This window comes from Rhizobium sophoriradicis (genome assembly GCF_003939025.1).
Taxonomy (GTDB): Bacteria; Pseudomonadota; Alphaproteobacteria; order Rhizobiales; family Rhizobiaceae; genus Rhizobium; species Rhizobium sophoriradicis.
Window position 1 is genome coordinate 251,192 of sequence record NZ_RQIH01000006.1, and the last position, 23,614, is coordinate 274,805.

Below are 23,614 nucleotides of genomic sequence, written 5' to 3' on the forward strand. Positions count from 1 at the left end.
GGATCGCGGCAAAACCGCAAGAGTGTTTGTGAAGAATTTTTGATTTTTTTGGCGTCAGTCCTGTCCTTTGCCGTCGCAGTTGGGCACAGCCGGCTGTGGATAAAGGGGAGGGGAAGGTGGCAGGCATCACGGCTTCGACCGGGTCGTCGGCTTCGATCGGGCTCCGTGCCGCAGCGGCAAACGAAATTGCCGGCTTTTCATTCTCCCCGCATGGGTCTTGCCGAAACAATTCAACGACTGTCATGGTTTTGTCTCCAAACCTGCTTGACACTAAAAGACGAACCCCGTAGTTAGCCGCTCATCGAAACGGGCAGCCGTTTTGGTGAGGGTGCGAAGGCATCCGGATTGCTTGAAATGAAGTGCGGGTGTAGCTCAGTCGGTTAGAGTGCCGGCCTGTCACGCCGGAGGTCGCGGGTTCGAGCCCCGTCACTCGCGCCATTTCAAAAAAGGCGACAAATCGCCGCCGTCCGGCTCTTTCGTCCACTATGCGCGGGTGTAGCTCAGTCGGTTAGAGTGCCGGCCTGTCACGCCGGAGGTCGCGGGTTCGAGCCCCGTCACTCGCGCCATTCTCTTCCGATAGCCATGCAGTTTCCAGGGGTCAGGCATGCAGCTTGAATCAGCTTCTGCGGATTTGTCGCGACATCGTTGCATCTGCTTGATAATGTCCGCGCGCGACGCGTCGAATTGCCTCTGTAAAAGTCTTGCGCCGGGGCTTCGGCTGCGCTAACCACGGCTTGTTGCAACGCACGTTCGCTTGCCGGGCAATTGCCCAAATGCGCCGCCTGGCGCCTCCGGCAAGCAAGGATGAACATGATGACTGAACTGCTCAGTTCCTATATTCCGATCGCTATCTTCATTGCTATCGCGCTTGTCATCGGCCTGGCGCTGCTCATTGCGCCGTTCGCCGTGGCTTTCAAAGCGCCCGATTCGGAAAAGCTCTCGGCTTACGAATGCGGCTTCAACGCTTTCGACGACGCCCGCATGAAGTTCGACATCCGCTTCTATCTCGTGTCGATCCTCTTCATCATCTTCGACCTCGAAGTCGCCTTCCTCTTCCCCTGGGCCGTTTCCTTCGGCGCCATCGGCTGGTTCGGCTTCTGGTCCATGATGGTCTTCCTCCTCGTGCTGACCATCGGCTTTATCTATGAATGGAAAAAGGGAGCCCTGGAATGGGAGTGACCCCTGTGAGCAATCAGCCGCTCGTTGCCCGGCAGTCGAAGGGGATCATCGATCCCTCGACCGGCAAGCCGATCGGCAGCAATGACGCCTTCTTCGGCGAGATCAACAACGAACTCGCCGACAAGGGTTTCCTCGTCACCTCGACCGACGAGCTGATCAACTGGGCCCGCACCGGCTCGCTGATGTGGATGACCTTCGGCCTTGCCTGCTGCGCCGTCGAAATGATGCAGTTGTCGATGCCGCGTTATGACGTCGAGCGCTTCGGTTTTGCGCCGCGCGCCTCGCCGCGTCAGTCCGACGTGATGATCGTCGCCGGCACGCTGACCAACAAGATGGCACCCGCTCTGCGCAAGGTCTACGACCAGATGCCCGAGCCGCGTTACGTTATCTCGATGGGCTCCTGCGCCAATGGTGGCGGCTACTACCACTATTCCTATTCCGTGGTGCGCGGCTGCGATCGCGTCGTGCCGATCGATATCTACGTGCCGGGCTGTCCCCCCACGGCGGAGGCGCTGCTCTACGGCGTGCTTCTGCTGCAGAAGAAGATCCGGCGCACCGGCACGATCGAACGCTAAGGGTTAAGGACAAGGCATATGAGTGAAGCCCTGACTGAGCTTGCGTCCTATCTTGGCGAAGCGCGCGGCAATCTGATCGCCGCATCGCAGATGAAGTATGGCGAGCTGACGCTGACGGCGACGGGTGAAAACCTGATCCCGCTTTTGACCTTCCTGCGTGACGATGCCAAATGCGGTTTCGTCAACCTGATCGATATTTGCGGGGTCGACTGGCCGCAGCGCGAACTGCGTTTCGACGTCGTCTATCATCTGCTGTCGCCGAAGCAGAACCTGCGCATCCGCGTCAAGGTCGCGACCGATGAGGATACCCCGGTGCCGTCCGCCTGCGCCGTCTATCCCGGCGCCGACTGGTTCGAACGCGAAACCTGGGACATGTACGGCGTTCTCTTCACCGGTCATCCGGACCTGCGCCGCATCCTGACCGACTACGGCTTCGAAGGCCACCCGCTGCGCAAGGACTTTCCGACGACCGGTTTCGTCGAAGTCCGTTACGACGATGCTGCCAAGCGCGTCGTTTACGAGCCGGTCGAGCTTAAACAGGAATTCCGCAACTTCGACTTCATGTCGCCCTGGGAAGGTACTGAATACGTGCTGCCCGGCGACGAAAAAGCGAAGCAATAAACTGAAGGCGGCTGGTGGGCTTGTGCCTGCCACTCACTGGTTATCTGAGAACGCGAGCCCATCGCCATGACCGAACATAACGTCCGCAACTTCAACATCAATTTCGGACCGCAGCATCCGGCGGCGCATGGCGTTCTTCGTCTTGTCCTGGAGCTTGACGGCGAAATTGTGGAGCGGGTCGATCCGCATATCGGCCTCTTGCACCGCGGCACCGAGAAGCTGATCGAGACCAAGACCTATCTTCAGGCCGTGCCCTATTTCGATCGACTCGATTATGTCGCGCCGATGAACCAGGAGCATGCCTATGCCCTGGCCGTCGAAAAGCTGCTCGGCATCGACATCCCGATCCGCGGCCAGCTGATCCGCGTGCTCTATTCGGAGATCGGCCGCATCCTGTCGCATCTCCTGAACGTCACCACGCAGGCCATGGACGTCGGCGCGCTGACGCCGCCGCTCTGGGGCTTCGAAGAGCGCGAAAAGCTGATGGTGTTCTATGAGCGCGCCAGCGGCTCGCGCATGCATGCCGCCTATGTCCGTCCGGGTGGAGTCCATCAGGATCTGCCGGAAAAGCTGGTGCAGGATATCGGCGACTGGTGCGACCCCTTCCTGAAGGCGCTCGACGACATCGACAACCTGCTCACCGGCAACCGCATCTTCAAGCAGCGCAACGTCGATATCGGCGTCGTTTCGCTGGAAGACTGCTGGGCCTGGGGCTTCTCCGGCGTCATGGTGCGCGGTTCGGGCGCTGCTTGGGATCTGCGTCGCGCGCAGCCTTACGAATGTTATTCCGATCTCGAATTCGACATTCCGATCGGCAAGAACGGCGACAATTATGACCGTTACCTGATCCGCATGATCGAGATGCGCGAATCTGTCCGCATCATGAAGCAATGCGTCAACCGTCTGCTCTCGGATGCCAAGACCGGTCCTTTCTCGTCGATCGACGGCAAGGTCGTGCCGCCGAAGCGCGGCGAGATGAAGCGCTCGATGGAAGCGCTGATCCACCATTTTAAGCTCTATACCGAGGGCTACCATGTTCCGGCCGGTGAAGTGTACGCCGCGGTTGAAGCGCCGAAGGGCGAGTTCGGCGTTTATCTCGTCTCCGACGGCTCCAACAAGCCGTATCGCTGCAAGATCCGCGCGCCCGGCTATGCGCATCTGCAGGCGATGGACTTCATGTGCCGCGGCCACCAGCTTGCCGACGTCGCAGCCGTGCTCGGCTCGCTCGACATCGTCTTCGGCGAGGTGGACCGCTGATGCAGCGTCTGCCGCTTGCCGTCGCTCTCCTTCTTTCGGCATCCGGGGTTTCGGCTCAGGAGGCCGACACCCTCGGCACGCCGTTGGGCCATAAGGAAGTGACGCCGCCGGCGGCGCAAGCGTCCATGGGCGAGCTTTTGTCCAAGGGCTATCAGATCAAGGCTGCCATCCCGAATGGCAGCAAATTCGTCGTATTTATGCAGAAAGACCAGTCGGCCTATGCCTGCGAAATGCAGTCTTTGACCGCTTCGCGGTGTGGAACCCTAAACTGACAAGGCGTGAGGAAGAATGTCCGTTCGTCGATTAGCCGAAGATCAATTTCAGCCTGCCGCATTCGCTTTCAGCGATGAAAATGCGGTCTGGGCGGACAAGACGATCCAGAAATACCCCGCCGGCCGCCAGCAGTCGGCGGTTATCCCGCTGTTGATGCGGGCGCAGGAGCAGGACGGCTGGGTCACGCGCGCAGCGATCGAAAAGATCGCCGACATGCTCGACATGGCCTATATCAGAGTGCTCGAGGTCGCGACCTTCTATACGCAGTTCCAACTGCACCCCGTCGGCACGCGCGCCCATGTGCAGGTCTGCGGCACGACGCCCTGCATGCTGCGCGGCTCGGAAGCGCTGATGTCGGTCTGCAAGAGCAAGATCCATGCCCATCCCTTCGAGCGCAATGCCGAAGGCACGCTGTCGTGGGAAGAGGTCGAATGTCTTGGCGCCTGCGTCAACGCCCCGATGGTGATGATCGGCAAGGACACCTATGAGGATCTGACGCCGGCCCGTCTCGAAGAGATCATCGATACCTTCGCCGCCGGCAACGGCGCGAGCATCAAGCCGGGCACCCAGATCGACCGCATATTCTCGGCGCCGGAAGGCGGCCCGACTTCCCTGACGACGGAAGAGCCGAAAGCAAGGGCACGCGCCAAGAAGGCCGATACCGAAAGTGTGTCGGCTCCGGTCGACGCCGCTCCGGTTCCGCCGTCGGAGGCCGCCCGCCCGAAAAGCACCGATGCCGAGACCAATGCGGCGCTGAAGACGCCGGCAACGGCGCCGAAGGCGGCGGCCAGGAATGCCAAGGCAGCCGAGCAGCAGCCGGTTTCCGGCACGGCGCCCGCCGAACCGGCGCCGGCGCCTGCTGCCAAAGCCGAAGCCGCCCCGGCGGCAAAGCCTGCGCTCACCGACAAGAACCGTCCTGCCGGTATCGAAAAGCCCGCCGCACCGGATGATCTGAAGATGATCTCCGGCGTCGGCCCGAAGATCGAGGCGACGCTGAACGACATCGGCATCTTCACCTTCTCGCAGGTCGCGGGCTGGAAGAAGGCCGAACGCGAATGGGTCGACGGCTACCTGAATTTCCGCGGCCGCATCGAGCGCGACGACTGGGTCAAGCAGGCCAAGGTGCTCGCCAAGGGCGGCGAAGCGGAATATATCAAGGTCTTCGGCAAGAAGCCGCGGTAAGAGGTGAAGCATGTTACAAGATAAAGACCGCATCTTTACCAACATCTACGGCCTCAAGGACAAGTCCCTGAAGGGCGCGATGAGCCGCGGCCATTGGGACGGCACCAAGCAGATCCTCGAAAAGGGCCGTGACTGGATCATCAACGAGATGAAGGCGTCAGGCCTTCGCGGCCGCGGCGGCGCCGGTTTCCCGACGGGCCTGAAATGGTCCTTCATGCCGAAGGAAAGCGACGGCCGCCCGCATTATCTCGTCGTCAACGCCGACGAATCCGAGCCCGGCACCTGCAAAGACCGCGACATCATGCGCCACGATCCGCATACGCTGATCGAAGGCTGTGTCATCGCGAGCTTCGCCATGGGCGCCAATGCCGCCTATATCTATGTGCGCGGCGAATATATCCGCGAGCGCGAAGCGCTGCAGGCGGCGATCGACGAATGTTATGATTACGGCCTGCTCGGCAAGAACAACAAGCTCGGCTGGGACATGGACATCTTCGTCCATCACGGCGCCGGCGCCTATATCTGCGGCGAGGAAACCGCGCTGCTCGAAAGCCTCGAAGGCAAGAAGGGCCAGCCGCGCCTGAAGCCGCCGTTCCCGGCCAATATGGGTCTTTATGGCTGCCCGACGACGGTCAACAACGTCGAATCGATCGCCGTTGCGCCGACGATCCTGCGCCGCGGCGCCGGCTGGTTTTCCTCCATCGGCCGTCCGAACAATGTCGGCACCAAGCTGTTCATGCTCTCCGGCCACGTCAACAAGCCGTGCACCGTCGAAGAGGAAATGGGCATCACCTTCCGCGAACTGGTCGACCGCCATGCCGGCGGCATCCGCGGCGGCTGGGACAATCTGCTCGCCGTCATTCCGGGCGGTGCATCCTGCCCGATCGTTCCGGCCAAGGACATTATCGACTGCCCGATGGATTTCGACGGCCTGCGCGGCGTCGGCTCTTCCTTCGGAACGGCCGCCGCGATCGTCATGGACAAGTCCACCGACGTCATCAAGGCGATCGCCCGCATCTCCGCCTTCTTCAAGCATGAGAGCTGCGGCCAGTGCACGCCCTGCCGCGAAGGCACCGGCTGGATGTGGCGGGTGATGGAACGCATGGCCAAGGGCAATGCCCAGAAGCGCGAAATCGACATGCTGTTCCAGGTGACCAAGCAGATCGAAGGCCACACCATCTGCGCGCTCGGCGACGCCGCCGCATGGCCGGTGCAGGGTCTGATCCGTAACTTCCGTCCCGAGATCGAAAAGCGCATCGACCAGTATACGGCAAGCGCGCTCGACCACGGCGCGGTTCTGGAGGCGGCTGAATAATCATGACGGACAAGGCATCGAAAAGTGGGAAGAAGGAAGAGAGTGCCGATTTCGCGGCCGGCTTCGGCCGTCTTGCCGCCGAGATGCTGGAAAACGCACGGGCGATGCCGGTGCATCCGTTGATGGCGCATCCCGCCGCAGCCTTTGCCGCCGCAACGGCGATCGGCTTCGGGTTCTCGACGCAGATGGCGGGCGCCTTTTTCGGAGCCTTCCAGAGCGCTCTGGAAACGACCGGCAAGGTAGCTGCCGCTCTCGACGACACGCCGCCGGAGGAGCCGGCGCCGGAAGTCGATATCCGGCCGGAAAATATCCGTCCGGCCGTCAAGGCGTTCACCAAGCCTGCTGCGGAGAAGCCTGCTGCCGAGAAGAAAGCCGGGCCGAGACTGACGGTGGTCAAGCCCGACAGCGCGCCGATCCAGGCAAGCGAGCCGGCGCCGGCGAGCCAGCCGAAGCCGGCCGTCAAGGCAAAACCGGTTGCGCGGGCTGCCAAGGCCGACGATCTGAAGCTGATTGCCGGCATCGGCCCGAAGCTGGAGCAGGTGCTGAACGCCAAGGGCATTCGCAGCTTTGCCGAGATTGCCGCCTGGACCGACGAGGACATCGCCCGGCTCGACGGCGAGCTTGGTTTCAACGGCCGCATCGGCCGCGACGACTGGACCGGCCAGGCGAAAATCCTGGCAGGGCGCGGGCGCAGAAGGAAATGAACTGTCCGGCCGGATCGATCGGCCGGAGAAAGGGCAGAACGGCGCGGGGGCGGGGGCCTCAAGCTGCAGATGCCGATGCGGGTTCCGAACCTGGAACGCGCAATAGAGAATTTGGGCAACATCAGCTGCCAGCAGGACGAAAGATCCGGCTTGGCACTGAGACTGTTGCAAAAAACAGGTTTGTTTGCCGTCATCAGGCAAACGGGAAACAGGACTGAGCGACGATGGCAAAACTGAAGATTGACGGCAACGAGATCGAAGTTCCCGATCATTTCACGCTATTGCAGGCGTGTGAAGACGCCGGGGCCGAGGTTCCGCGCTTCTGCTTCCACGAGCGCCTGTCGGTTGCCGGCAACTGCCGCATGTGCCTTGTCGAAGTGAAGGGCGGCCCGCCGAAGCCGCAGGCTTCCTGCGCCATGAGCGTGCGCGATATCCGCGGCGGCCCGAACGGCGAACTGCCGGAGGTCTTCACCAACACGCCGATGGTCAAGAAGGCTCGCGAAGGCGTGATGGAATTCCTGCTGATCAACCATCCGCTCGATTGCCCGATCTGCGACCAGGGCGGCGAATGCGACCTGCAGGACCAGGCGATGGCCTTCGGCATCGATACCTCGCGCTATCAGGAAGATAAGCGCGCCGTCGAGGACAAGTATATCGGCCCGTTGGTCAAGACGGTGATGAACCGCTGCATCCATTGCACGCGCTGCGTCCGCTTCACCACCGAGGTCGCCGGCATTTCCGAACTCGGCCTGATCGGCCGCGGCGAAGACGCCGAGATCACCACCTATCTCGAACAGGCGATGACCTCCGAACTGCAGGGCAACGTCGTCGACCTTTGCCCGGTCGGCGCGCTCACCTCCAAGCCATTCGCCTTCACCGCTCGCCCCTGGGAATTGAACAAGACCGAATCGATCGACGTCATGGATGCCGTCGGTTCGGCGATCCGGGTCGATACCCGCGGCCGCGAAGTCATGCGTATTCTGCCGCGCGTCAACGAGGCGATCAACGAGGAGTGGATTTCCGACAAGAGCCGTTTCATCTGGGACGGTCTTAAGACCCAGCGCCTCGACCGGCCCTATGTCCGCCGCGACGGCCGCCTGCAGCCGGCGACTTGGGCCGAGGCTTTTGGCGCCATCAAGGCCGCCGTCGGCGCCACCTCGGGCGACAAGATCGGCGCGATCGCCGGCGATCTTGCTTCCGTCGAGGAAATGTATGCGCTGTCCGAACTGGTGAAATCCCTCGGCTCGGCCAATCTCGACTGTCGCCAGGATGGGGCGGCACTCGATCCGTCGCTCGGCCGTGCAAGCTACCTCTTCAACCCGACCATCGCAGGCATCGACCAGGCCGACGCGCTGCTGATCATCGGCGCCAATCCGCGCTTCGAGGCGGCCATTCTCAATGCCCGTATCCGCAAGCGCTGGCGCCGTGGCAAATTCCCGATCGGCGTCATCGGCGAGCCGGGCGAGCTGCGTTACAGCTATGACTACCTCGGCGCCGGTCCGGACACGCTGAAGGATGTGGTCGACGGCACACACGCCTTTGCCGACGTGCTGAAGACCGCCGCCAAGCCGATGATCATCATCGGCCAGGGCGCGCTGTCGCGCAGCGATGGCGCCAGCGTCCTTGCCAGCGTCGCCAAGCTTGCCGGTTCGGTCGGCGCGGTTGTCGAAGGCTGGAACGGCTTTGCCGTCCTTCATACCGCCGCCTCGCGCGTCGGCGGCCTCGACCTCGGTTTCGTGCCGGGTGCCAAGGGCGTCAATGCCGCTGAAATGCTGACGGCGATGGACGTGCTCTTCCTGCTCGGCGCCGACGAACTCGACTTCAGCGCCAAGAAGGCCAAGCTCACCGTCTATATCGGCTCGCATGGCGATAACGGCGCCCATCATGCCGACGTCATCCTGCCGGCCGCAGCCTATACCGAAAAGTCCGGCACCTGGGTCAACACCGAGGGCCGCGTTCAGATGGGCAACCGCGCAGGCTTTGCGCCGGGCGACGCCCGCGAGGATTGGGCGATCATCCGTGCCCTTTCCGACGTGCTCGGCAAGAAGCTTCCATTTGATTCGCTGAATGAATTGCGTGGCCGGCTCTATGCCGCTTTCCCGCATTTCGCCGCCATCGACGAGATCGCCGAAACCGATAGCGCCCAAATTGCCGCAGTTGCGAAAAAAGCCGGCAAGATGAACAAGTCAGGGTTTGCGTCGCCGGTCAAAGACTTCTATTTGACGAACCCGATAGCGCGGGCCTCGGCTGTCATGGCCGAGTGCTCGGCATTGGCCCGCAACAACTTCAAAGTCGCGGCAGAGTAAGGGCAGGGGACCATGGATTCTTTCTTTTCGACCTATGTCTTGCCGGCGATCATCATGATCGGTCAGTCGCTGCTGCTTCTCGTCTGCCTGCTCGTTTTCATCGCTTACGTGCTGCTCGCCGACCGCAAGATCTGGGCGGCCGTGCAGCTGCGCCGCGGCCCGAACGTTGTCGGCCCCTTCGGCCTGTTCCAGTCCTTCGCCGACCTTCTGAAGTTCGTCTTCAAGGAGCCGATCATTCCGGCCGGCGCCAACAAGGCGGTCTTCCTGCTCGCCCCGCTGGTCACGGTGCTGCTCGCACTGTCCACCTGGGCGGTGGTGCCGCTCGCCGACGGATGGGTGATTGCCAACATCAATGTCGGCATCCTTTATATCTTCGCGATCTCTTCGCTCGAGGTTTACGGCATCATCATGGGTGGCTGGGCTTCGAACTCGAAGTATCCCTTCCTCGGCGCCCTGCGCTCGGCCGCACAGATGGTCTCCTACGAAGTCTCGATCGGCTTCGTCATCGTCACCGTGCTTCTCTGCGTCGGCTCGCTGAACCTGACCGACATCGTCAATGCACAGCATACCGGCCTCGGCACCATGCTCGGCCTGCCTGCCTCGTTCCTCGACTGGCACTGGCTGTCGCTGTTCCCGATGTTCATCATCTTCTTCATTTCGGCACTAGCCGAAACGAACCGTCCGCCATTCGACCTTCCGGAAGCCGAATCGGAACTCGTCGCCGGCTTCATGGTCGAATACGGCTCCTCGCCATACATGATGTTCATGCTCGGTGAATATGCGGCCGTCTGCCTGATGTGCGCGCTGACGACGATCCTCTTTTTGGGCGGCTGGCTGCCCCCGGTCGATATCTGGATCCTCAACTGGGTCCCCGGAATCATCTGGTTCACGCTGAAGGCCTGCTTCGTGTTCTTCATGTTCGCGATGGTCAAGGCCTTCGTTCCGCGCTACCGCTACGACCAGCTCATGCGCCTTGGCTGGAAGGTCTTCCTGCCGCTGTCGCTCGCCATGGTCATCATCGTTGCATTCGTGCTGAAGCTGATGGGATGGGCTTGATGACGCCCGCTCTCGTTTCCGGCAAAATTGGAGGTTGAAGATGGCAAGCTTGTCCAGCTCCATCAACTCGCTGTTCCTCAAGGAATTCTTTGGCGCGTTCTTTCTGTCGATGCGCTATTTCTTCCGCCAGAAGGCGACCATCAACTACCCCTTCGAAAAGGGTCCGGTCTCTCCGCGTTTCCGCGGTGAGCATGCACTGCGCCGCTATCCGAACGGCGAGGAACGCTGCATCGCCTGCAAGCTTTGCGAAGCGATCTGTCCTGCCCAGGCCATTACCATCGAGGCCGGTCCGCGCCGCAACGACGGCACACGACGCACCGTGCGCTACGACATCGACATGGTGAAGTGCATCTATTGCGGCTTCTGCCAGGAAGCCTGCCCGGTCGACGCGATCGTCGAGGGTCCGAATTTCGAATTTGCGACGGAAACCCGCGAAGAGCTTTATTTCGACAAGGCGCGCCTTCTCGATAATGGAGACCGGTGGGAGCGCGAAATCGCCCGCAATATCGCGATCGACTCGCCGTACCGCTGATTCGGTTTTGTAATGCCGCGACGGAGCTCTGCTGCTCCTGTCGCGGTCAATATGCACAGGAGCTTTGCCGGACAGCACCGGCGAAAGCTCTATCGGGCAGAAAAACTCCCGGCTGCCCGGGGAAGATGAAAAAGGCACCAACATGGGTCTGCAGGCTCTATTTTTCTATCTTTTCGCCTTTGTCGCGGTGGCGTCGGCGTTCATGGTCATCTGGGCGAAGAACCCTGTTCACTCGGTACTGTTCCTGATCCTGGTGTTCTTCAACGCGGCCGGCCTGTTTCTGCTGCTCGGTGCCGAATTCCTGGCGATGATCCTGCTGGTTGTCTATGTCGGCGCCGTCGCCGTCCTCTTCCTCTTCGTGGTGATGATGCTCGATATCGACTTCACCGAATTGAGGGCAGGGGTTCTCGAATATGCGCCGATCGGCGGGCTGATCGGGATCATTCTCGCTGCCGAGCTGATCGTCGTCATCGGCGGCAGCGTCATCTCGCCCGAGATCGCCAAATCAGTCGCCATGCCGATCCCGGCGCTAACGGAGCGCACCAATACGGCCGCCCTCGGCGACGTGCTCTACACCAATTACGTCTACTTCTTCCAGATTGCCGGTCTGGTTCTGCTGGTCGCCATGATCGGCGCCATCGTCCTGACGCTCCGGCACCGCACCAACATCAAGCGGCAGAACATCCCCAGGCAGGTTGCCCGCACACCCGCCACCGCCGTCGAGGTGGTTACGGTCAAGCCCGGGCAGGGCGTCTAAAGGCAGGTCAAGGAACAAAGAACATGGTCATCGGTCTTTCCCACTACCTGACGGTCAGCGCCATCCTCTTCACGCTCGGCGTCTTCGGCATCTTTCTGAACCGCAAGAACGTCATCGTCATCCTGATGTCGGTCGAACTGATCCTGCTTGCCGTCAACATCAACATGGTCGCCTTCTCCTCCTTCCTGAACGACATCGTCGGACAGGTCTTTGCGCTGTTCATCCTGACGGTGGCGGCTGCCGAGGCGGCGATCGGTCTTGCAATTCTCGTTGTCTTCTACCGCAACCGCGGCTCGATCGCGGTCGAAGACGTCAATATGATGAAGGGCTGAGTGGCTCATGTTCCTCTATAAGGCTATCGTCTTTCTTCCCTTGATCGGTGCGATCGTCGCCGGCCTGTTCGGCCGCGCCATCGGCGCCAAGGCTTCGGAATATGTCACCAGCGGGCTGATGATCATCGCCGCCATCCTCTCCTGGTACGTCTTCTTCACCGTCGGCATGGGCCACGCCGAAGGCGGCCCGATCAAGGTCGAGGTGCTGCGCTGGATTCAGTCCGGCGGCATCGATGTCTCCTGGTCGCTGCGGGTGGACACGCTGACCTCGGTCATGCTGATCGTCGTCAACACGGTCTCGACGCTGGTTCACGTCTATTCGATCGGCTATATGCACACCGATCCGCATCGCCCGCGCTTCTTCGCCTATCTCTCGCTTTTCACCTTCGCCATGCTGATGCTGGTGACGGCCGACAATCTGGCGCAGATGTTCTTCGGCTGGGAAGGAGTCGGTCTCGCCTCCTATCTGCTGATCGGCTTCTGGTTCAAGAAGCCGTCGGCGACGGCTGCGGCGATGAAGGCCTTCATCGTCAACCGCGTCGGCGACTTCGGCTTCGTGCTCGGTATTGCCGGCGTCTTCGTGCTGTTCGGCTCGATCAATCTCGACACGATCTTCGCTAATGCCTCGAATTTCGCTCCGCATGAAGGCGGCGGCGAGGCGAGCGAAGTGATCCTCAACCTCTTCGGCATGCAGCTCGACAAGGCACATGCGCTGACCGGCATCTGCCTGCTGCTCTTCATGGGCGCCATGGGCAAGTCGGCGCAGTTCCTGCTGCACACCTGGCTGCCGGATGCCATGGAAGGCCCGACCCCGGTCTCGGCCCTCATCCATGCTGCCACCATGGTCACCGCCGGCGTCTTCCTTGTCGCCCGCATGTCGCCGCTCTTCGAACTATCGCACGATGCTCTTGTCGTCGTCACCGTGATCGGCGCGATCACCGCCTTCTTCGCGGCAACCGTCGGCCTGGTGCAGAACGACATCAAGCGCGTCATCGCCTATTCCACCTGCTCGCAGCTTGGCTACATGTTCGTGGCGCTCGGGGTAGGGGCTTATGGCGCGGCAATCTTCCATCTGTTCACGCATGCCTTCTTCAAGGCGCTGCTCTTCCTCTGCGCCGGCTCGGTCATCCACGCCGTCGATGGCGAGCAGGACATGCGCTACATGGGTGGCCTGCGGCCGCACATCAAGGTGACGTTCTGGCTGATGATCATCGGCACGCTGGCGATCACCGGCGTCGGCATTCCCTTCACGCCGATCGGCTTTGCCGGCTTCTTCTCCAAGGACGTGATCATCGAGGCGACCTATGCTTCGCATTCGCCGGTGGCAGGCTTTGCCTTCTCGCTGCTGGTCATCGCCGCGCTCTTCACCAGCTTCTATTCCTGGCGTCTGATCTTCATGACCTTCTTCGGCAAGCCGCGCGCTTCGCACGAGGTCATGCACCATGTGCACGAGTCGCCCCAGGTCATGCTGGTGCCGCTCTATCTGCTGGCGATCGGTGCGGTGTTTGCCGGCGTGCTCTTCGAAGGCCGGTTCTACGGCGAGGAATATGCCGAGTTCTGGAAGGGGGCGCTCTTTACCGGCGCCGAGAACGAACTCCTCGAAGAGTTCCACCACGTGCCGGCGCTTGTGGCTTTGAGCCCGTTCATCGCCATGGTGCTCGGCTTCGTCACCGCCTGGTACATGTATATCCGCTCGCCGCAGACGCCGCGCGTCCTCGCCAAGCAACACCGGGTTCTCTACCACTTCCTTTTGAACAAGTGGTACTTCGACGAGCTCTACGACTTCCTCTTCGTCCGCACGGCAAGGGCGCTTGGCCGCTTCCTGTGGAAGAAGGGTGACGTCGGGGTCATCGACACCTACGGCCCGAACGGCGTGGCCGCCCGCGTCGTCGCCGTCACCGACCGCGTCGTCCGCCTGCAGACCGGTTACCTCTATCACTATGCCTTCGCCATGCTGATCGGCATTGCGGCGCTCGTTACCTGGATGATGCTCGGGAGTTCCTTCTGATGACCGATTGGCCTATTCTTTCAACGGTCACCTTCCTGCCGCTCGTCGGCGTGGTGCTCCTGCTGCTGATGAACGGCGAGAGCGAGAGCGGCCGCAGGAACGTGCTGTGGATCTCGCTGATCACCACGGTGTTCACATTCATCGTATCGCTCTTCATCTGGATCGGTTTCGACAATGCCAATCCGGGCTTCCAGATGATCCAGAAGTTTGACTGGCTCGGCACCGGCATCGGTTACCATGTCGGCGTCGACGGCATCTCGATGCTGTTCGTCATCCTGTCGACCTTCCTCATGCCCTTCTGCGTGCTGGCGAGCTGGCTCTCGATCGAGAAGCGCCTGAAGGAATACATGATCGCCTTCCTCATCCTCGAAACGATGATGGTCGGCGTCTTCGTCTCGCTCGATATCGTGCTCTTCTACGTCTTCTTTGAGGCGGGCCTCATTCCGATGTTCCTGATCATCGGCGTCTGGGGCGGCAAGGATCGCGTCTATGCGAGCTACAAGTTCTTCCTCTATACGCTGCTCGGCTCGGTGCTGATGCTGCTCGCCATCATGGCGATGTACTGGCAGGCCGGAACGACGGATATCACCGCGCTGCTCGCCTACAAGTTCCCGCCGGCGCTGCAGACCTGGCTATGGCTTGCCTTCTTCGCTTCCTTTGCGGTGAAGATGCCGATGTGGCCGGTCCACACCTGGCTTCCGGATGCGCACGTCCAAGCGCCGACGGCAGGCTCGGTGATCCTGGCCGGCGTGCTGCTGAAGCTCGGCGGCTACGGTCTCATCCGCTTCTCGCTCGGCATGTTCCCGGTGGCGTCCGATTATTTCGCGCCGCTCGTCTTCGCCCTGTCCGTCATCGCCATCATCTACACCTCGCTGGTGGCAATGATGCAGGACGACATCAAGAAGCTGATCGCCTATTCCTCGGTGGCGCACATGGGCTACGTGACCATGGGCATCTTCGCCGCCAACATGCAGGGCGTCCAAGGCTCGATCTTCCAGATGCTGTCGCACGGCATCGTCTCGGGCGCGCTCTTCCTCTGTGTCGGCGTCGTCTACGACCGCACCCATACCCGCGAGATCAACGCCTATGGCGGCCTCGTCAACAACATGCCGAAATATGCCGTCGCCATGATGGTCTTCACCATGGCCAATGTCGGGCTTCCCGGCACGTCGGGCTTTGTCGGCGAGTTCCTGACGCTGATCGGCGTCTTCCGGGTCAACACCTGGGTCGCGCTCTTTGCCGCCACCGGCGTCATTCTCTCGGCCGCCTATGCGCTCTGGCTCTATCGCCGGGTGATCTTCGGTGCGCTGGAGAAGGAAAAGCTGAAGGCGCTGCTCGATCTTTCCAGACGTGAACAACTGATCCTCTACCCGCTGGTCGCACTGACCATCTTCTTCGGCGTTTACCCGGCTCCGGTCTTTGATGCGACGGCCGCCTCGGTGGATCTGCTGGTCAACAACTACACGGCCGCCGTGCACGCAGCGCAGAATGTTGCGCTGTCTATGAAATGATGACGGGACTTATCGGACATGACCGCTGAAACAATCCTCCTCAGTCTGCATCTTTCCGCGCCGGAGCTGATCCTCGCGGTCGGCGCCCTGGTCCTGTTGATGGTCGGCGTCTTCTCAGGCGAGCGGTCGGGCCTCGTCGTCACCGGCCTCGCCATCGTGCTGTTGCTGGCCTCCGGCCTGTGGCTGCTCTTCGTGCCGGCCGAAGGCCTGGCCTATGGCGGCGTCTATATGGCCGACGGCTTCTCCCGCTTCATGAAGCTGGTGGCGCTCATCGGCTCGCTGGTCGCCCTGTTCATGACGATGGGCCACGCGAGGGAAAACCAGCTCGACAAGTTCGAGTTCCCGGTTCTCCTGGTGCTCGCGACCCTCGGCATCCTGCTGATGATCTCGGCCAACGATCTGATTTCGCTTTATCTGGCGCTGGAACTGCAGTCGCTGGCGCTCTATGTCGTCGCCGCGATCAACCGCGACAGCCTGAAGTCGACCGAAGCCGGTCTGAAATATTTCGTCCTCGGCGCGCTTTCCTCCGGCATGCTGCTCTACGGCATGTCGCTGGTCTATGGCTTCACCGGCCATACCCACTTCGCCGAGATCGCCCAGGCGCTTTCGGTCGAGGGCGCGCGTTCGCTCGGTCTCATCTTCGGCCTGGTCTTCATCCTCGCTGGCATTGCCTTCAAGATCTCGGCCGTTCCCTTCCACATGTGGACGCCCGACGTTTATGAGGGCGCGCCGACGCCGGTCACCGCCTTCCTGGCCGCAGCCCCGAAGGTTGCCGCCATGGCGATGATGACCCGCATCGTCATCACCGCCTTCCAGCCAGTTCTGGCCGACTGGCAGCAGGTTGTCGTGTTCATCTCGATCGCCTCGATGCTGCTCGGCTCGTTTGCGGCAATCGGCCAGAAGAACATCAAGCGGCTGATGGCCTATTCATCGATCGGCCACATGGGGTACGCGCTGGTCGGTCTTGCCGCCGGCAACCAGACCGGTGTTTCCGGCGTCATGCTTTACATGGTCATCTATATGGTCATGACGCTCGGCAGCTTTGCGATCATCATGTCGATGCGCCGCAAGGACGGCACCGTTGTCGAGGAGGTCAACGATCTCGCCGGCCTTTCCACCACCAACCCGTTCATGGCTGTGGTGCTGACGGCGCTGATGTTCTCGCTTGCCGGCATTCCGCCGCTCGCCGGCTTCTTCGCCAAATATTTCGTCTTCGTTGCGGCGATCGAAGCCAAGCTTTACGCGCTTGCCATCATCGGCGTTCTCGCCTCGGTCGTCGGCGCCTATTATTATCTGCGCGTCATCAAGCTGATGTGGTTCGATGAGGCGACCGGCGAATTCGCCCGGGTCTCCGGCTCCCTGCGCCTGGTCTTCGGTCTTTCCGGTCTCTTCGTCACCGCCTATGTGCTCATCGGCGGGCCGATCGGCGGTGCGGCAGAGCTTGCCGCCGCGACGCTCTTCTAATGGTTTCCGACAGGCGGCGCCGGATATCGCTCGGCGATTTCAGGCACGAGGCGCTGTCGGAAACATCGTCCACTAATAGCGAATGCCTCGCCCGGGCGCGGGCGGGCGATCCCGGAAATCTCTGGGTGACGGCCGAGAGACAGACCGGCGGCCGCGGCCGCCGCGGCCGCCTCTGGGTGTCCGAACGCGGCAACCTTTACGCTTCGCTTCTTCTGGTCGACCCGGCGCCGAGGGATCGCCTCGGCTCGCTGCCGCTGGCGGTTGCCGTCGCCGTGCACCAGGCGATCCGCCAGGTGCTGCCGCCGGGCGCCGAACCGCTCGAGGTCAAATGGCCGAACGATATTCTCATCGGTCGAAAGAAGACCTGCGGCATCCTCGTCGAGGGCGAGCAGTTGCCGGACGGCCGTTACGCGCTGATCGTCGGCATCGGCATCAATGTCTCGGTCATGCCGGACAATCCGCTCTATCCCGTCACCTGTCTGCGTCAGCATGCAAGCGCGGCTTCGCCGGAAGAGCTCTTCGCCCATCTCTTCGCGGCAATGGCGGATGTGCTCGATATATGGGACCAGGGCCGCGGCATTGCCGAGATCACTGCGCGCTGGCGCACTATTGCCTGTGGCATAGGTGAAAAGATCACGGTCAATTTACCGGACCGGTCGATTTCCGGACAATTCGCCGGGATTGATGATAATGGCTTGTTGATGCTCGATACCGGCGCTGGCAGGATCATTCCCATTGCCGCCGGTGATGTGTTTTTTGAATAGCGGAAAAAACGAAAATTATGGTGAAACAGGACGAGTTGGTATTCCTACCTCTGGGCGGCGTTGGGGAGATCGGCATGAATCTCGCTCTCTATGGCTACGGCCCGCCCGAGCATCGCCAGTGGATCATGGTCGATTGCGGCGTCACCTTTCCCGGCCCGGATCTGCCGGGCGTCGACCTCGTCCTGCCCGACATCCGCTTCCTCGCCAGCGAACGCAAGAACCTCAAGGCGATCATCATCACCCATGCCCATGAAGATCATTATGGCGCACTCGCCGATCTCTGGCCCGGGCTCAACGTGCCGGTCTATGCCTCGGGCTTTACCGCGGGTCTGCTCGAAGCCAAACGGAATTTCGAGAAGGCGAAGATCGGCGAGGTGCCGGTGACGCCGTTCAAGGCCGGCGACACGATCAATGTCGGCCCGTTCAGCATCGAAGGTGTTGCCGTCAATCACTCGATCCCCGAGCCGATGTCGCTGATGATCCGCACGCCTGTCGGCAATGTCATCCACACTGGCGACTGGAAGATCGACCACGAGCCCTCGCTCGGGCCGCTGACCGATGAGACGCGCTTTCGCCAGTTGGGCGACGAGGGCGTGCTGGCGCTGATGTGCGATTCTACCAATGCCTTGCGTGACGGTGTTTCGCCGTCCGAGAAGGATGTGTCCGAAAGCCTGCGCAAGATCATCGAAGATGCCGAAGGCCGGGTGGCGATCACCACCTTCTCGTCGAATGTCGGGCGCATCCGCACCGTTGCCGAGGCCGCCGAGGCGGCGGGCCGCGAAGTACTGCTGCTCGGCAGCTCGCTGAAGCGGGTCGTCGACGTCGCCCAGGATATCGGCCTGATGGAAGGCGTGAAGCCCTTCATCTCCGAGGAGGAATACGGCTACATCCCCCGCGACAAGGTCGTCGTCATCCTGACCGGCAGCCAGGGCGAGGCGCGGGCAGCGCTTGCCAAGCTTTCCCGCGACGAGATGCGCAATGTGGCCTTTGCGGCAGGCGATATCGTCGTCTTTTCCTCGCGCGCCATTCCCGGTAACGAGAAGGCGATCCAGGACATCAAGAACGGCCTCGTCGAGCAGGGCGTGCACATCATCACCGATACTGAAGCCCTGGTCCACGTGTCCGGCCATCCCCGCCGCAACGAGCTGCAGCGGATGTACGAGTGGACCCGGCCGAAGGTCGTTGTGCCGGTGCATGGCGAGGCGACGCATCTGACGGCGCACAAGGAGCTTGCCGAGCAATCCGGCATCGCGATCGTCCCGCGGGTGCGCAACGGCGATATCCTGCGGCTGGCGCCAGGCCCGGTCGAGGTGATCGGCGAAGCCCCGCACGGCCGCATCTACAAGGACGGCATGCTGATCGGCGATTTCGACGAGATGGGGATCGGCGAGCGCAAGAAGCTTTCCTATGTCGGCCATGTCGCGGTCAGCGTCGTGCTCGACGCCCGTTATGATATTGTCGGCGATCCCGATCTCGTATCAATCGGCCTGCCGGTCTATGACGACGAGGGCGATGAGATGGAGGATACGCTGTTCGACGCGGCGATCAGCGCCATCGAAAGCATTCCGCGCGCCCGCCGCAAGGATATCGACATGCTGCAGGAGGCCGTGCGCCGCGCCATCCGCGCCGCTGCCAACCAGAGTTGGGGCAAGAAGCCAGTCGTAACCGCCTTCGTCACCAAGGTCTGATCATGCTCGGCCGGGTGAACCATATTGCCATCGCCGTCCCCGACCTGTCGGCGGCGGCCGCCGCCTATCGCGACACGCTGGGCGCTGCCGTGTCGCAGCCGCAGGCGCTGCCGGAACATGGCGTCACCGTCGTCTTCGTCGAACTGCCCAACACCAAGGTCGAATTGCTTGAGCCGCTTGGGGAAGCCTCGCCGATTGCAGCCTTCCTAGAAAAGAATCCGTCTGGCGGCATGCACCATATCTGCTACGAGGTGGACGATATCGTCGGCGCCCGTGACCGGCTGATCGAGGCGGGGGCGCGGGTGCTCGGCGACGGTCAGCCGAAGACCGGCGCGCATGGCAAGCCGGTGCTGTTTTTGCATCCCAAGGATTTCTTCGGCACGCTGATCGAACTCGAACAGGCCTGAGCTAAATGCGATGCCAAGTGCTTTCTCTGCGGCAGAGTGATCCGCAGGCGGCGAAATGGCTCGTTCGCTTTGAATTGGCTCGCATTCCGCCGTATAAGGACGCCAAATCAAAGCGACAGAACGTCCTTCGTCCTGACGCGCGACACTACCGGGAACAATAATGCTTCAGACCTTCCTTCAGGGATTTGCCGTCTACTTTATCATCTGGTGGATGACGCTTTTCGCCGTCCTGCCGATCGGCCTGCGCACCCAGGCGGAAGACGACGATATTGTGCTCGGCACCGTTCCAAGCGCGCCCACCCGCTTTCGCGCCGCCTTCGTCTTTTCGCTGACGACGCTGATTTCGGCTCTTATCTACGGCCTCTGGTATATCTGCGACACTTATTTCGGTTGGGGCTTCGACGCCCTTCCACAACTCGGTCCTAGCTTCTATTGATTTAGCTTTTGCTCAAAGTTTGAGCAGATGTAAAATTTTCCGGAACAATCCGTTTCGTCATATCGCCGTCACCCTGTTGCGGCAAAGAGCTCGCCTAACGGGATGGGTGCATCTCCTTACGGAAGGAGATCTCGTTCCTCGTCGGGAGGGGAGTTGAAAAGCCAAAAAAAAACAAGGCTGAAAGCCTTGTTTTAAGTATCGCGTGATCTGTAACCGTTGCCGGGGCAGCGACGAGCGCGCCTAAGATCTGATCCTCCCAAGACTTGACCGCGAATTCGGCAAGAATTTAGCTTCCTGCCTGTTTTGTGAGCTAAAGCTAGCTCAAACATTGGGCTTTGTCATTAGCTTTTTTTGCATTTTTGCTACACTCTAGCAAAATATTTCTGTTGACAAGATTTTCGTACAAGTCCTTATAAACACGCGCTTTTTTACGCCCTTTCTTTTCGCGGGCGCGAACATGCCTGTCCGGGAGGTCGCCGACGGCGGTTGCGGGTTTCCTTCCTGCCGCGAAGCGGCTATGAACGCTCCCACATTCATAATGTACCTTCGATTCCGCTTGCCGGCGGGATCTCAACTGCTCCGGAATCCGCCATGCGTCTGTCCCGCTACTTCATGCCCATCCTCAAGGAAAACCCCAAGGAGGCGGAAATCGTCTCCCACCGGCTGATGCTGCGTGCCGGCATGATCCGCCAGCAGTCGCAGGGCATCTATTCCTGGCTGCCGCTCGGCAAGCGCGTGCTCGACAAGGTCAACGCAATTATCCGCGACGAGCAGAACCGCGCCGGCGCCATCGAGCTGTCGATGCCGACCCTGCAATCGGCCGAGCTCTGGCAGGAAAGCGGCCGCTACGACGCCTACGGCAAGGAGATGCTGCGCATCAAGGATCGCCAGGATCGGCCGATGCTCTACGGTCCCACCAACGAGGAGATGGTGACGGATATTTTCCGCTCCTCCGTCAAATCCTACAAGGACCTGCCGCTCAATCTCTATCACATCCAGCTGAAGTTCCGCGACGAGATCCGTCCGCGTTTCGGCACCATGCGCTCGCGCGAATTCATGATGAAGGATGCCTATTCCTTCGACCTGACGCGCGAAGGGGCCGAACATTCCTACAACAAGATGTTCGCCGCCTATCTCAGAACCTTCGAGCGGCTCGGCCTGCGCGCCATCCCCATGCGCGCCGACACCGGCCCGATCGGCGGCAATCTCAGCCATGAATTCATCATCCTCGCCGATACCGGCGAATCCGAAGTCTTCTGCCACAAGGATTTCGTAGGCTTCGATATTCCGGACGAACGCACCGATTTCGACAGCGTCGAGGGCCTGCAGGCGATCTTCGAAAAGTGGACCTCCCTCTATGCGGCGACCTCGGAAATGCACGACGAGGCGGCTTTCAATGCCGTTCCGGAAAGCGACCGCCTCTCGGCGCGCGGCATAGAGGTCGGCCACATCTTCTATTTCGGCACGAAATATTCCGAGACGATGGGTGCGAAAGTGCAGGGGCCTGACGGCAAGGAACACTTCGTTCACATGGGTTCCTACGGTATCGGCCCGACACGCCTTGTTCCCGCCATCATCGAAGCATCGCATGACGACAACGGAATCATCTGGCCGGCTTCGGTCGCGCCCTTCGATATCGTGGTGATCAACATGAAGGCGGGCGATCAGGCCTGCGACGATACCTGCGAGCTGATCTATGCCGCGCTCACCAAGGCCGGCAAGGATGTGCTCTATGACGATACCGACGACCGGGCCGGCACGAAATTCGCGACCGCCGACCTGATCGGCGTACCCGTCCAGATCATCGCCGGCCCGCGCGCGGTCGCAAACGGCGAGGTCGAAGTGAAGGACCGCAAGACCGGCGCCCGCGAAACGATGACCATCGAAGCGGCGATCAACAGGTTCGTGGCTTAAGGAAACGGAGGCGAAATGGCAGAGGCAGCAGTGGACCGGAGTTCAACATCCGGTTTGGGTCAGGCTGGCAAGCCATTTTCCACCTTCGAACGTCTCGTGGCCTGGCGCTATCTGCGCGCCCGGCGCAAGGAAGCCTTCATCTCTGTCATCGCCGGCTTCTCTTTCGTCGGCATCATGCTCGGCGTTGCGACGCTGATCATCGTCATGGCCGTCATGAACGGCTTCCGCACCGAGCTCGTCTCGCGCATCCTCGGCATTAACGGCCACATGATCGTCCAGCCGGTCGATGGCCCCTTCACCGATTATCCCGAGCTTGCCAGCAGGCTTGCCGCTGTGCCCGGTATCAAGATGGCGCTGCCTTTGGTGGAGGGTCAGGTGCTTGCTTCCGCCCAGGCCGGCGGCAGCACCGGCGCCCTGGTGCGCGGCGCCCGCGCCGAAGACCTGACCAAGCTCAAGACGATCTCCGACAACATCAAATCCGGCGACATGGTGGGCTATGCCTCCGGCGAGGGCGTGCTGATCGGCACCCGCATGGCAGACCAGCTGGGTCTGCGCGTCGGCGACCTCATCACCCTGACCTCGCCCGAAGGTGACGTCACGCCGATGGGCGTCAATCCTCGCGTCAAATCCTACAAGATCTCCGGGCTCTTCGAGATCGGCATGTCGGAATATGATTCCTCGATCATCTTCATGCCGCTCGAGGAAGCGCAGCTCTATTTCAATGCGGCGGGGCTGGTGCAGTCGATCGAGCTCTTCGTCGATCATCCCGATGATATCGACGCTCTGCGGCCGAAGGTGGAAGAGGCGGCCGGCCGCCAGATCAACTTGACCGACTGGCGACAGCGTAATCAGACCTTCTTCTCGGCGCTGCAGGTCGAGCGCAACGTCATGTTCATGATCCTGACGCTGATCGTGCTTGTCGCGGCGCTGAACATCATCTCCGGCCTCATCATGCTGGTGAAGGACAAGGGCAGCGATATCGCCATTCTGCGCACGATGGGCGCCAGCGCCGGCGCCATCATGCGCATCTTCTTCATGACTGGGGCGGCGATCGGTATCGTCGGCACCATCGCCGGCGTGCTGCTCGGCGTCCTCGTCTGTGTCAACATCGAATCCATCCGCCAGTTCTTCTCCTGGATATCAGGCACCGTGATCTTCAATCCGCAGGTCTATTTCCTCAGCCAGTTGCCGGCCGAGATGGATCTCAGCGAAACGATTTCGGTCGTGGTCATGGCACTGACGCTCTCCTTCATCGCCACCATCTTCCCGGCTTGGCGCGCCTCCAGGCTCGATCCGGTGCAGGCCCTGCGCTACGAATAAGGAATGCCGCCTT

General features: G+C 61.2%; 22 protein-coding genes and 2 tRNA genes. All 24 read left to right on the plus strand.

All coding sequences use genetic code 11. The annotated features are described in order from the left end of the window. The first annotated feature begins 361 nt into the window (after window positions 1-361). The 24 genes from EFR00_RS12185 (at window position 362) to EFR00_RS12305 (ending at window position 23,601) form a co-directional block, all read left to right on the plus strand. Window positions 362-438: transfer RNA gene (locus EFR00_RS12185), tRNA-Asp, on the plus strand. 51 nt (window positions 439-489) lie between these two features. After that, window positions 490-566: transfer RNA gene (locus tag EFR00_RS12190), tRNA-Asp, on the plus strand. A 247-nt stretch (window positions 567-813) separates the two neighbouring features. Continuing rightward, window positions 814-1,179, plus strand: a complete 366-nt coding sequence (locus EFR00_RS12195; RefSeq protein WP_010055493.1) for an NADH-quinone oxidoreductase subunit A — start codon at window positions 814-816, stop codon at window positions 1,177-1,179. Beyond that, on the plus strand, window positions 1,170-1,754 hold the full coding sequence (locus EFR00_RS12200; protein WP_077993345.1) for a NuoB/complex I 20 kDa subunit family protein: 585 nt from the start codon (window positions 1,170-1,172) through the stop codon (window positions 1,752-1,754). The genes EFR00_RS12195 and EFR00_RS12200 overlap by 10 nt, the downstream gene beginning before the upstream one ends. 18 nt (window positions 1,755-1,772) lie before the next feature. After that, window positions 1,773-2,375 (plus strand): NADH-quinone oxidoreductase subunit C, encoded by a 603-nt coding sequence (locus tag EFR00_RS12205; RefSeq protein WP_077993347.1) that lies wholly within the window; start codon window positions 1,773-1,775, stop codon window positions 2,373-2,375. A 66-nt stretch (window positions 2,376-2,441) separates the two neighbouring features. Then, window positions 2,442-3,632 carry an NADH-quinone oxidoreductase subunit D gene (locus tag EFR00_RS12210; RefSeq protein ID WP_039619107.1) on the plus strand — a complete coding sequence of 397 codons (1,191 nt, stop codon included), beginning with the start codon at window positions 2,442-2,444 and terminating at the stop codon, window positions 3,630-3,632. Continuing rightward, the gene (locus EFR00_RS12215) at window positions 3,632-3,904 is read left to right on the plus strand and encodes a hypothetical protein (RefSeq protein WP_038688197.1); all 273 of its coding nucleotides are present in this window, start codon (window positions 3,632-3,634) and stop codon (window positions 3,902-3,904) included. The genes EFR00_RS12210 and EFR00_RS12215 overlap by 1 nt, the downstream gene beginning before the upstream one ends. Window positions 3,905-3,920: 16 nt before the next feature. Then, the gene (locus EFR00_RS12220; RefSeq protein WP_077993349.1) at window positions 3,921-5,087 is read left to right on the plus strand and encodes an NADH-quinone oxidoreductase subunit E; all 1,167 of its coding nucleotides are present in this window, start codon (window positions 3,921-3,923) and stop codon (window positions 5,085-5,087) included. Between the two features lie 10 nt (window positions 5,088-5,097). Next, window positions 5,098-6,402 carry an NADH-quinone oxidoreductase subunit NuoF gene (gene nuoF, locus EFR00_RS12225; RefSeq protein ID WP_038688201.1) on the plus strand — a complete coding sequence of 435 codons (1,305 nt, stop codon included), beginning with the start codon at window positions 5,098-5,100 and terminating at the stop codon, window positions 6,400-6,402. Between the two features lie 2 nt (window positions 6,403-6,404). Beyond that, a complete protein-coding gene (locus EFR00_RS12230; RefSeq protein WP_039619109.1) occupies window positions 6,405-7,106 on the plus strand; it encodes an NADH-quinone oxidoreductase subunit E in 702 nt (233 codons plus the stop codon). A gap of 224 nt (window positions 7,107-7,330) precedes the next feature. Further along, window positions 7,331-9,412, plus strand: a complete 2,082-nt coding sequence (nuoG, locus tag EFR00_RS12235) for an NADH-quinone oxidoreductase subunit NuoG (protein ID WP_077993352.1) — start codon at window positions 7,331-7,333, stop codon at window positions 9,410-9,412. Window positions 9,413-9,424: 12 nt separating this feature from the next. Beyond that, complete coding sequence (nuoH, locus tag EFR00_RS12240; protein WP_038688207.1) at window positions 9,425-10,468, plus strand: NADH-quinone oxidoreductase subunit NuoH; 1,044 nt, start codon at window positions 9,425-9,427, stop codon at window positions 10,466-10,468. 40 nt (window positions 10,469-10,508) lie between these two features. Beyond that, a complete protein-coding gene (gene nuoI / locus EFR00_RS12245; RefSeq protein WP_004680064.1) occupies window positions 10,509-11,000 on the plus strand; it encodes an NADH-quinone oxidoreductase subunit NuoI in 492 nt (163 codons plus the stop codon). 142 nt (window positions 11,001-11,142) lie between these two features. Continuing rightward, on the plus strand, window positions 11,143-11,757 hold the full coding sequence (locus EFR00_RS12250; protein WP_039619113.1) for an NADH-quinone oxidoreductase subunit J: 615 nt from the start codon (window positions 11,143-11,145) through the stop codon (window positions 11,755-11,757). Window positions 11,758-11,780: 23 nt separating this feature from the next. Then, a complete protein-coding gene (gene nuoK, locus EFR00_RS12255) occupies window positions 11,781-12,089 on the plus strand; it encodes an NADH-quinone oxidoreductase subunit NuoK (protein ID WP_003587269.1) in 309 nt (102 codons plus the stop codon). Window positions 12,090-12,096: 7 nt separating this feature from the next. After that, window positions 12,097-14,097 carry an NADH-quinone oxidoreductase subunit L gene (gene nuoL / locus EFR00_RS12260; protein WP_077993355.1) on the plus strand — a complete coding sequence of 667 codons (2,001 nt, stop codon included), beginning with the start codon at window positions 12,097-12,099 and terminating at the stop codon, window positions 14,095-14,097. Further along, window positions 14,097-15,608: an NADH-quinone oxidoreductase subunit M gene (locus EFR00_RS12265; RefSeq protein WP_038688211.1), complete on the plus strand. Its 1,512-nt coding sequence runs from the start codon at window positions 14,097-14,099 to the stop codon at window positions 15,606-15,608. Before nuoL ends, EFR00_RS12265 begins: the two co-directional genes overlap by 1 nt. 18 nt (window positions 15,609-15,626) lie before the next feature. Then, window positions 15,627-17,072 carry an NADH-quinone oxidoreductase subunit NuoN gene (gene nuoN, locus EFR00_RS12270; RefSeq protein WP_039619118.1) on the plus strand — a complete coding sequence of 482 codons (1,446 nt, stop codon included), beginning with the start codon at window positions 15,627-15,629 and terminating at the stop codon, window positions 17,070-17,072. Further along, window positions 17,072-17,836, plus strand: coding sequence for a biotin--[acetyl-CoA-carboxylase] ligase (locus EFR00_RS12275; protein WP_009994110.1), 765 nt, complete (start codon window positions 17,072-17,074; stop codon window positions 17,834-17,836). The genes nuoN and EFR00_RS12275 overlap by 1 nt, the downstream gene beginning before the upstream one ends. A gap of 17 nt (window positions 17,837-17,853) precedes the next feature. After that, window positions 17,854-19,524, plus strand: a complete 1,671-nt coding sequence (locus EFR00_RS12280) for a ribonuclease J (RefSeq protein ID WP_077993357.1) — start codon at window positions 17,854-17,856, stop codon at window positions 19,522-19,524. A gap of 2 nt (window positions 19,525-19,526) precedes the next feature. Beyond that, window positions 19,527-19,931 carry a methylmalonyl-CoA epimerase gene (gene mce / locus EFR00_RS12285; protein ID WP_077993359.1) on the plus strand — a complete coding sequence of 135 codons (405 nt, stop codon included), beginning with the start codon at window positions 19,527-19,529 and terminating at the stop codon, window positions 19,929-19,931. Window positions 19,932-20,091: 160 nt separating this feature from the next. After that, window positions 20,092-20,367, plus strand: a complete 276-nt coding sequence (locus tag EFR00_RS12290) for a DUF1467 family protein (RefSeq protein WP_009995819.1) — start codon at window positions 20,092-20,094, stop codon at window positions 20,365-20,367. A 591-nt stretch (window positions 20,368-20,958) separates the two neighbouring features. Next, complete coding sequence (proS, locus tag EFR00_RS12300; RefSeq protein ID WP_009995818.1) at window positions 20,959-22,281, plus strand: proline--tRNA ligase; 1,323 nt, start codon at window positions 20,959-20,961, stop codon at window positions 22,279-22,281. Window positions 22,282-22,296: 15 nt separating this feature from the next. Beyond that, window positions 22,297-23,601 (plus strand): lipoprotein-releasing ABC transporter permease subunit, encoded by a 1,305-nt coding sequence (locus tag EFR00_RS12305; protein ID WP_077993361.1) that lies wholly within the window; start codon window positions 22,297-22,299, stop codon window positions 23,599-23,601. Window positions 23,602-23,614: the final 13 nt, after the last annotated feature.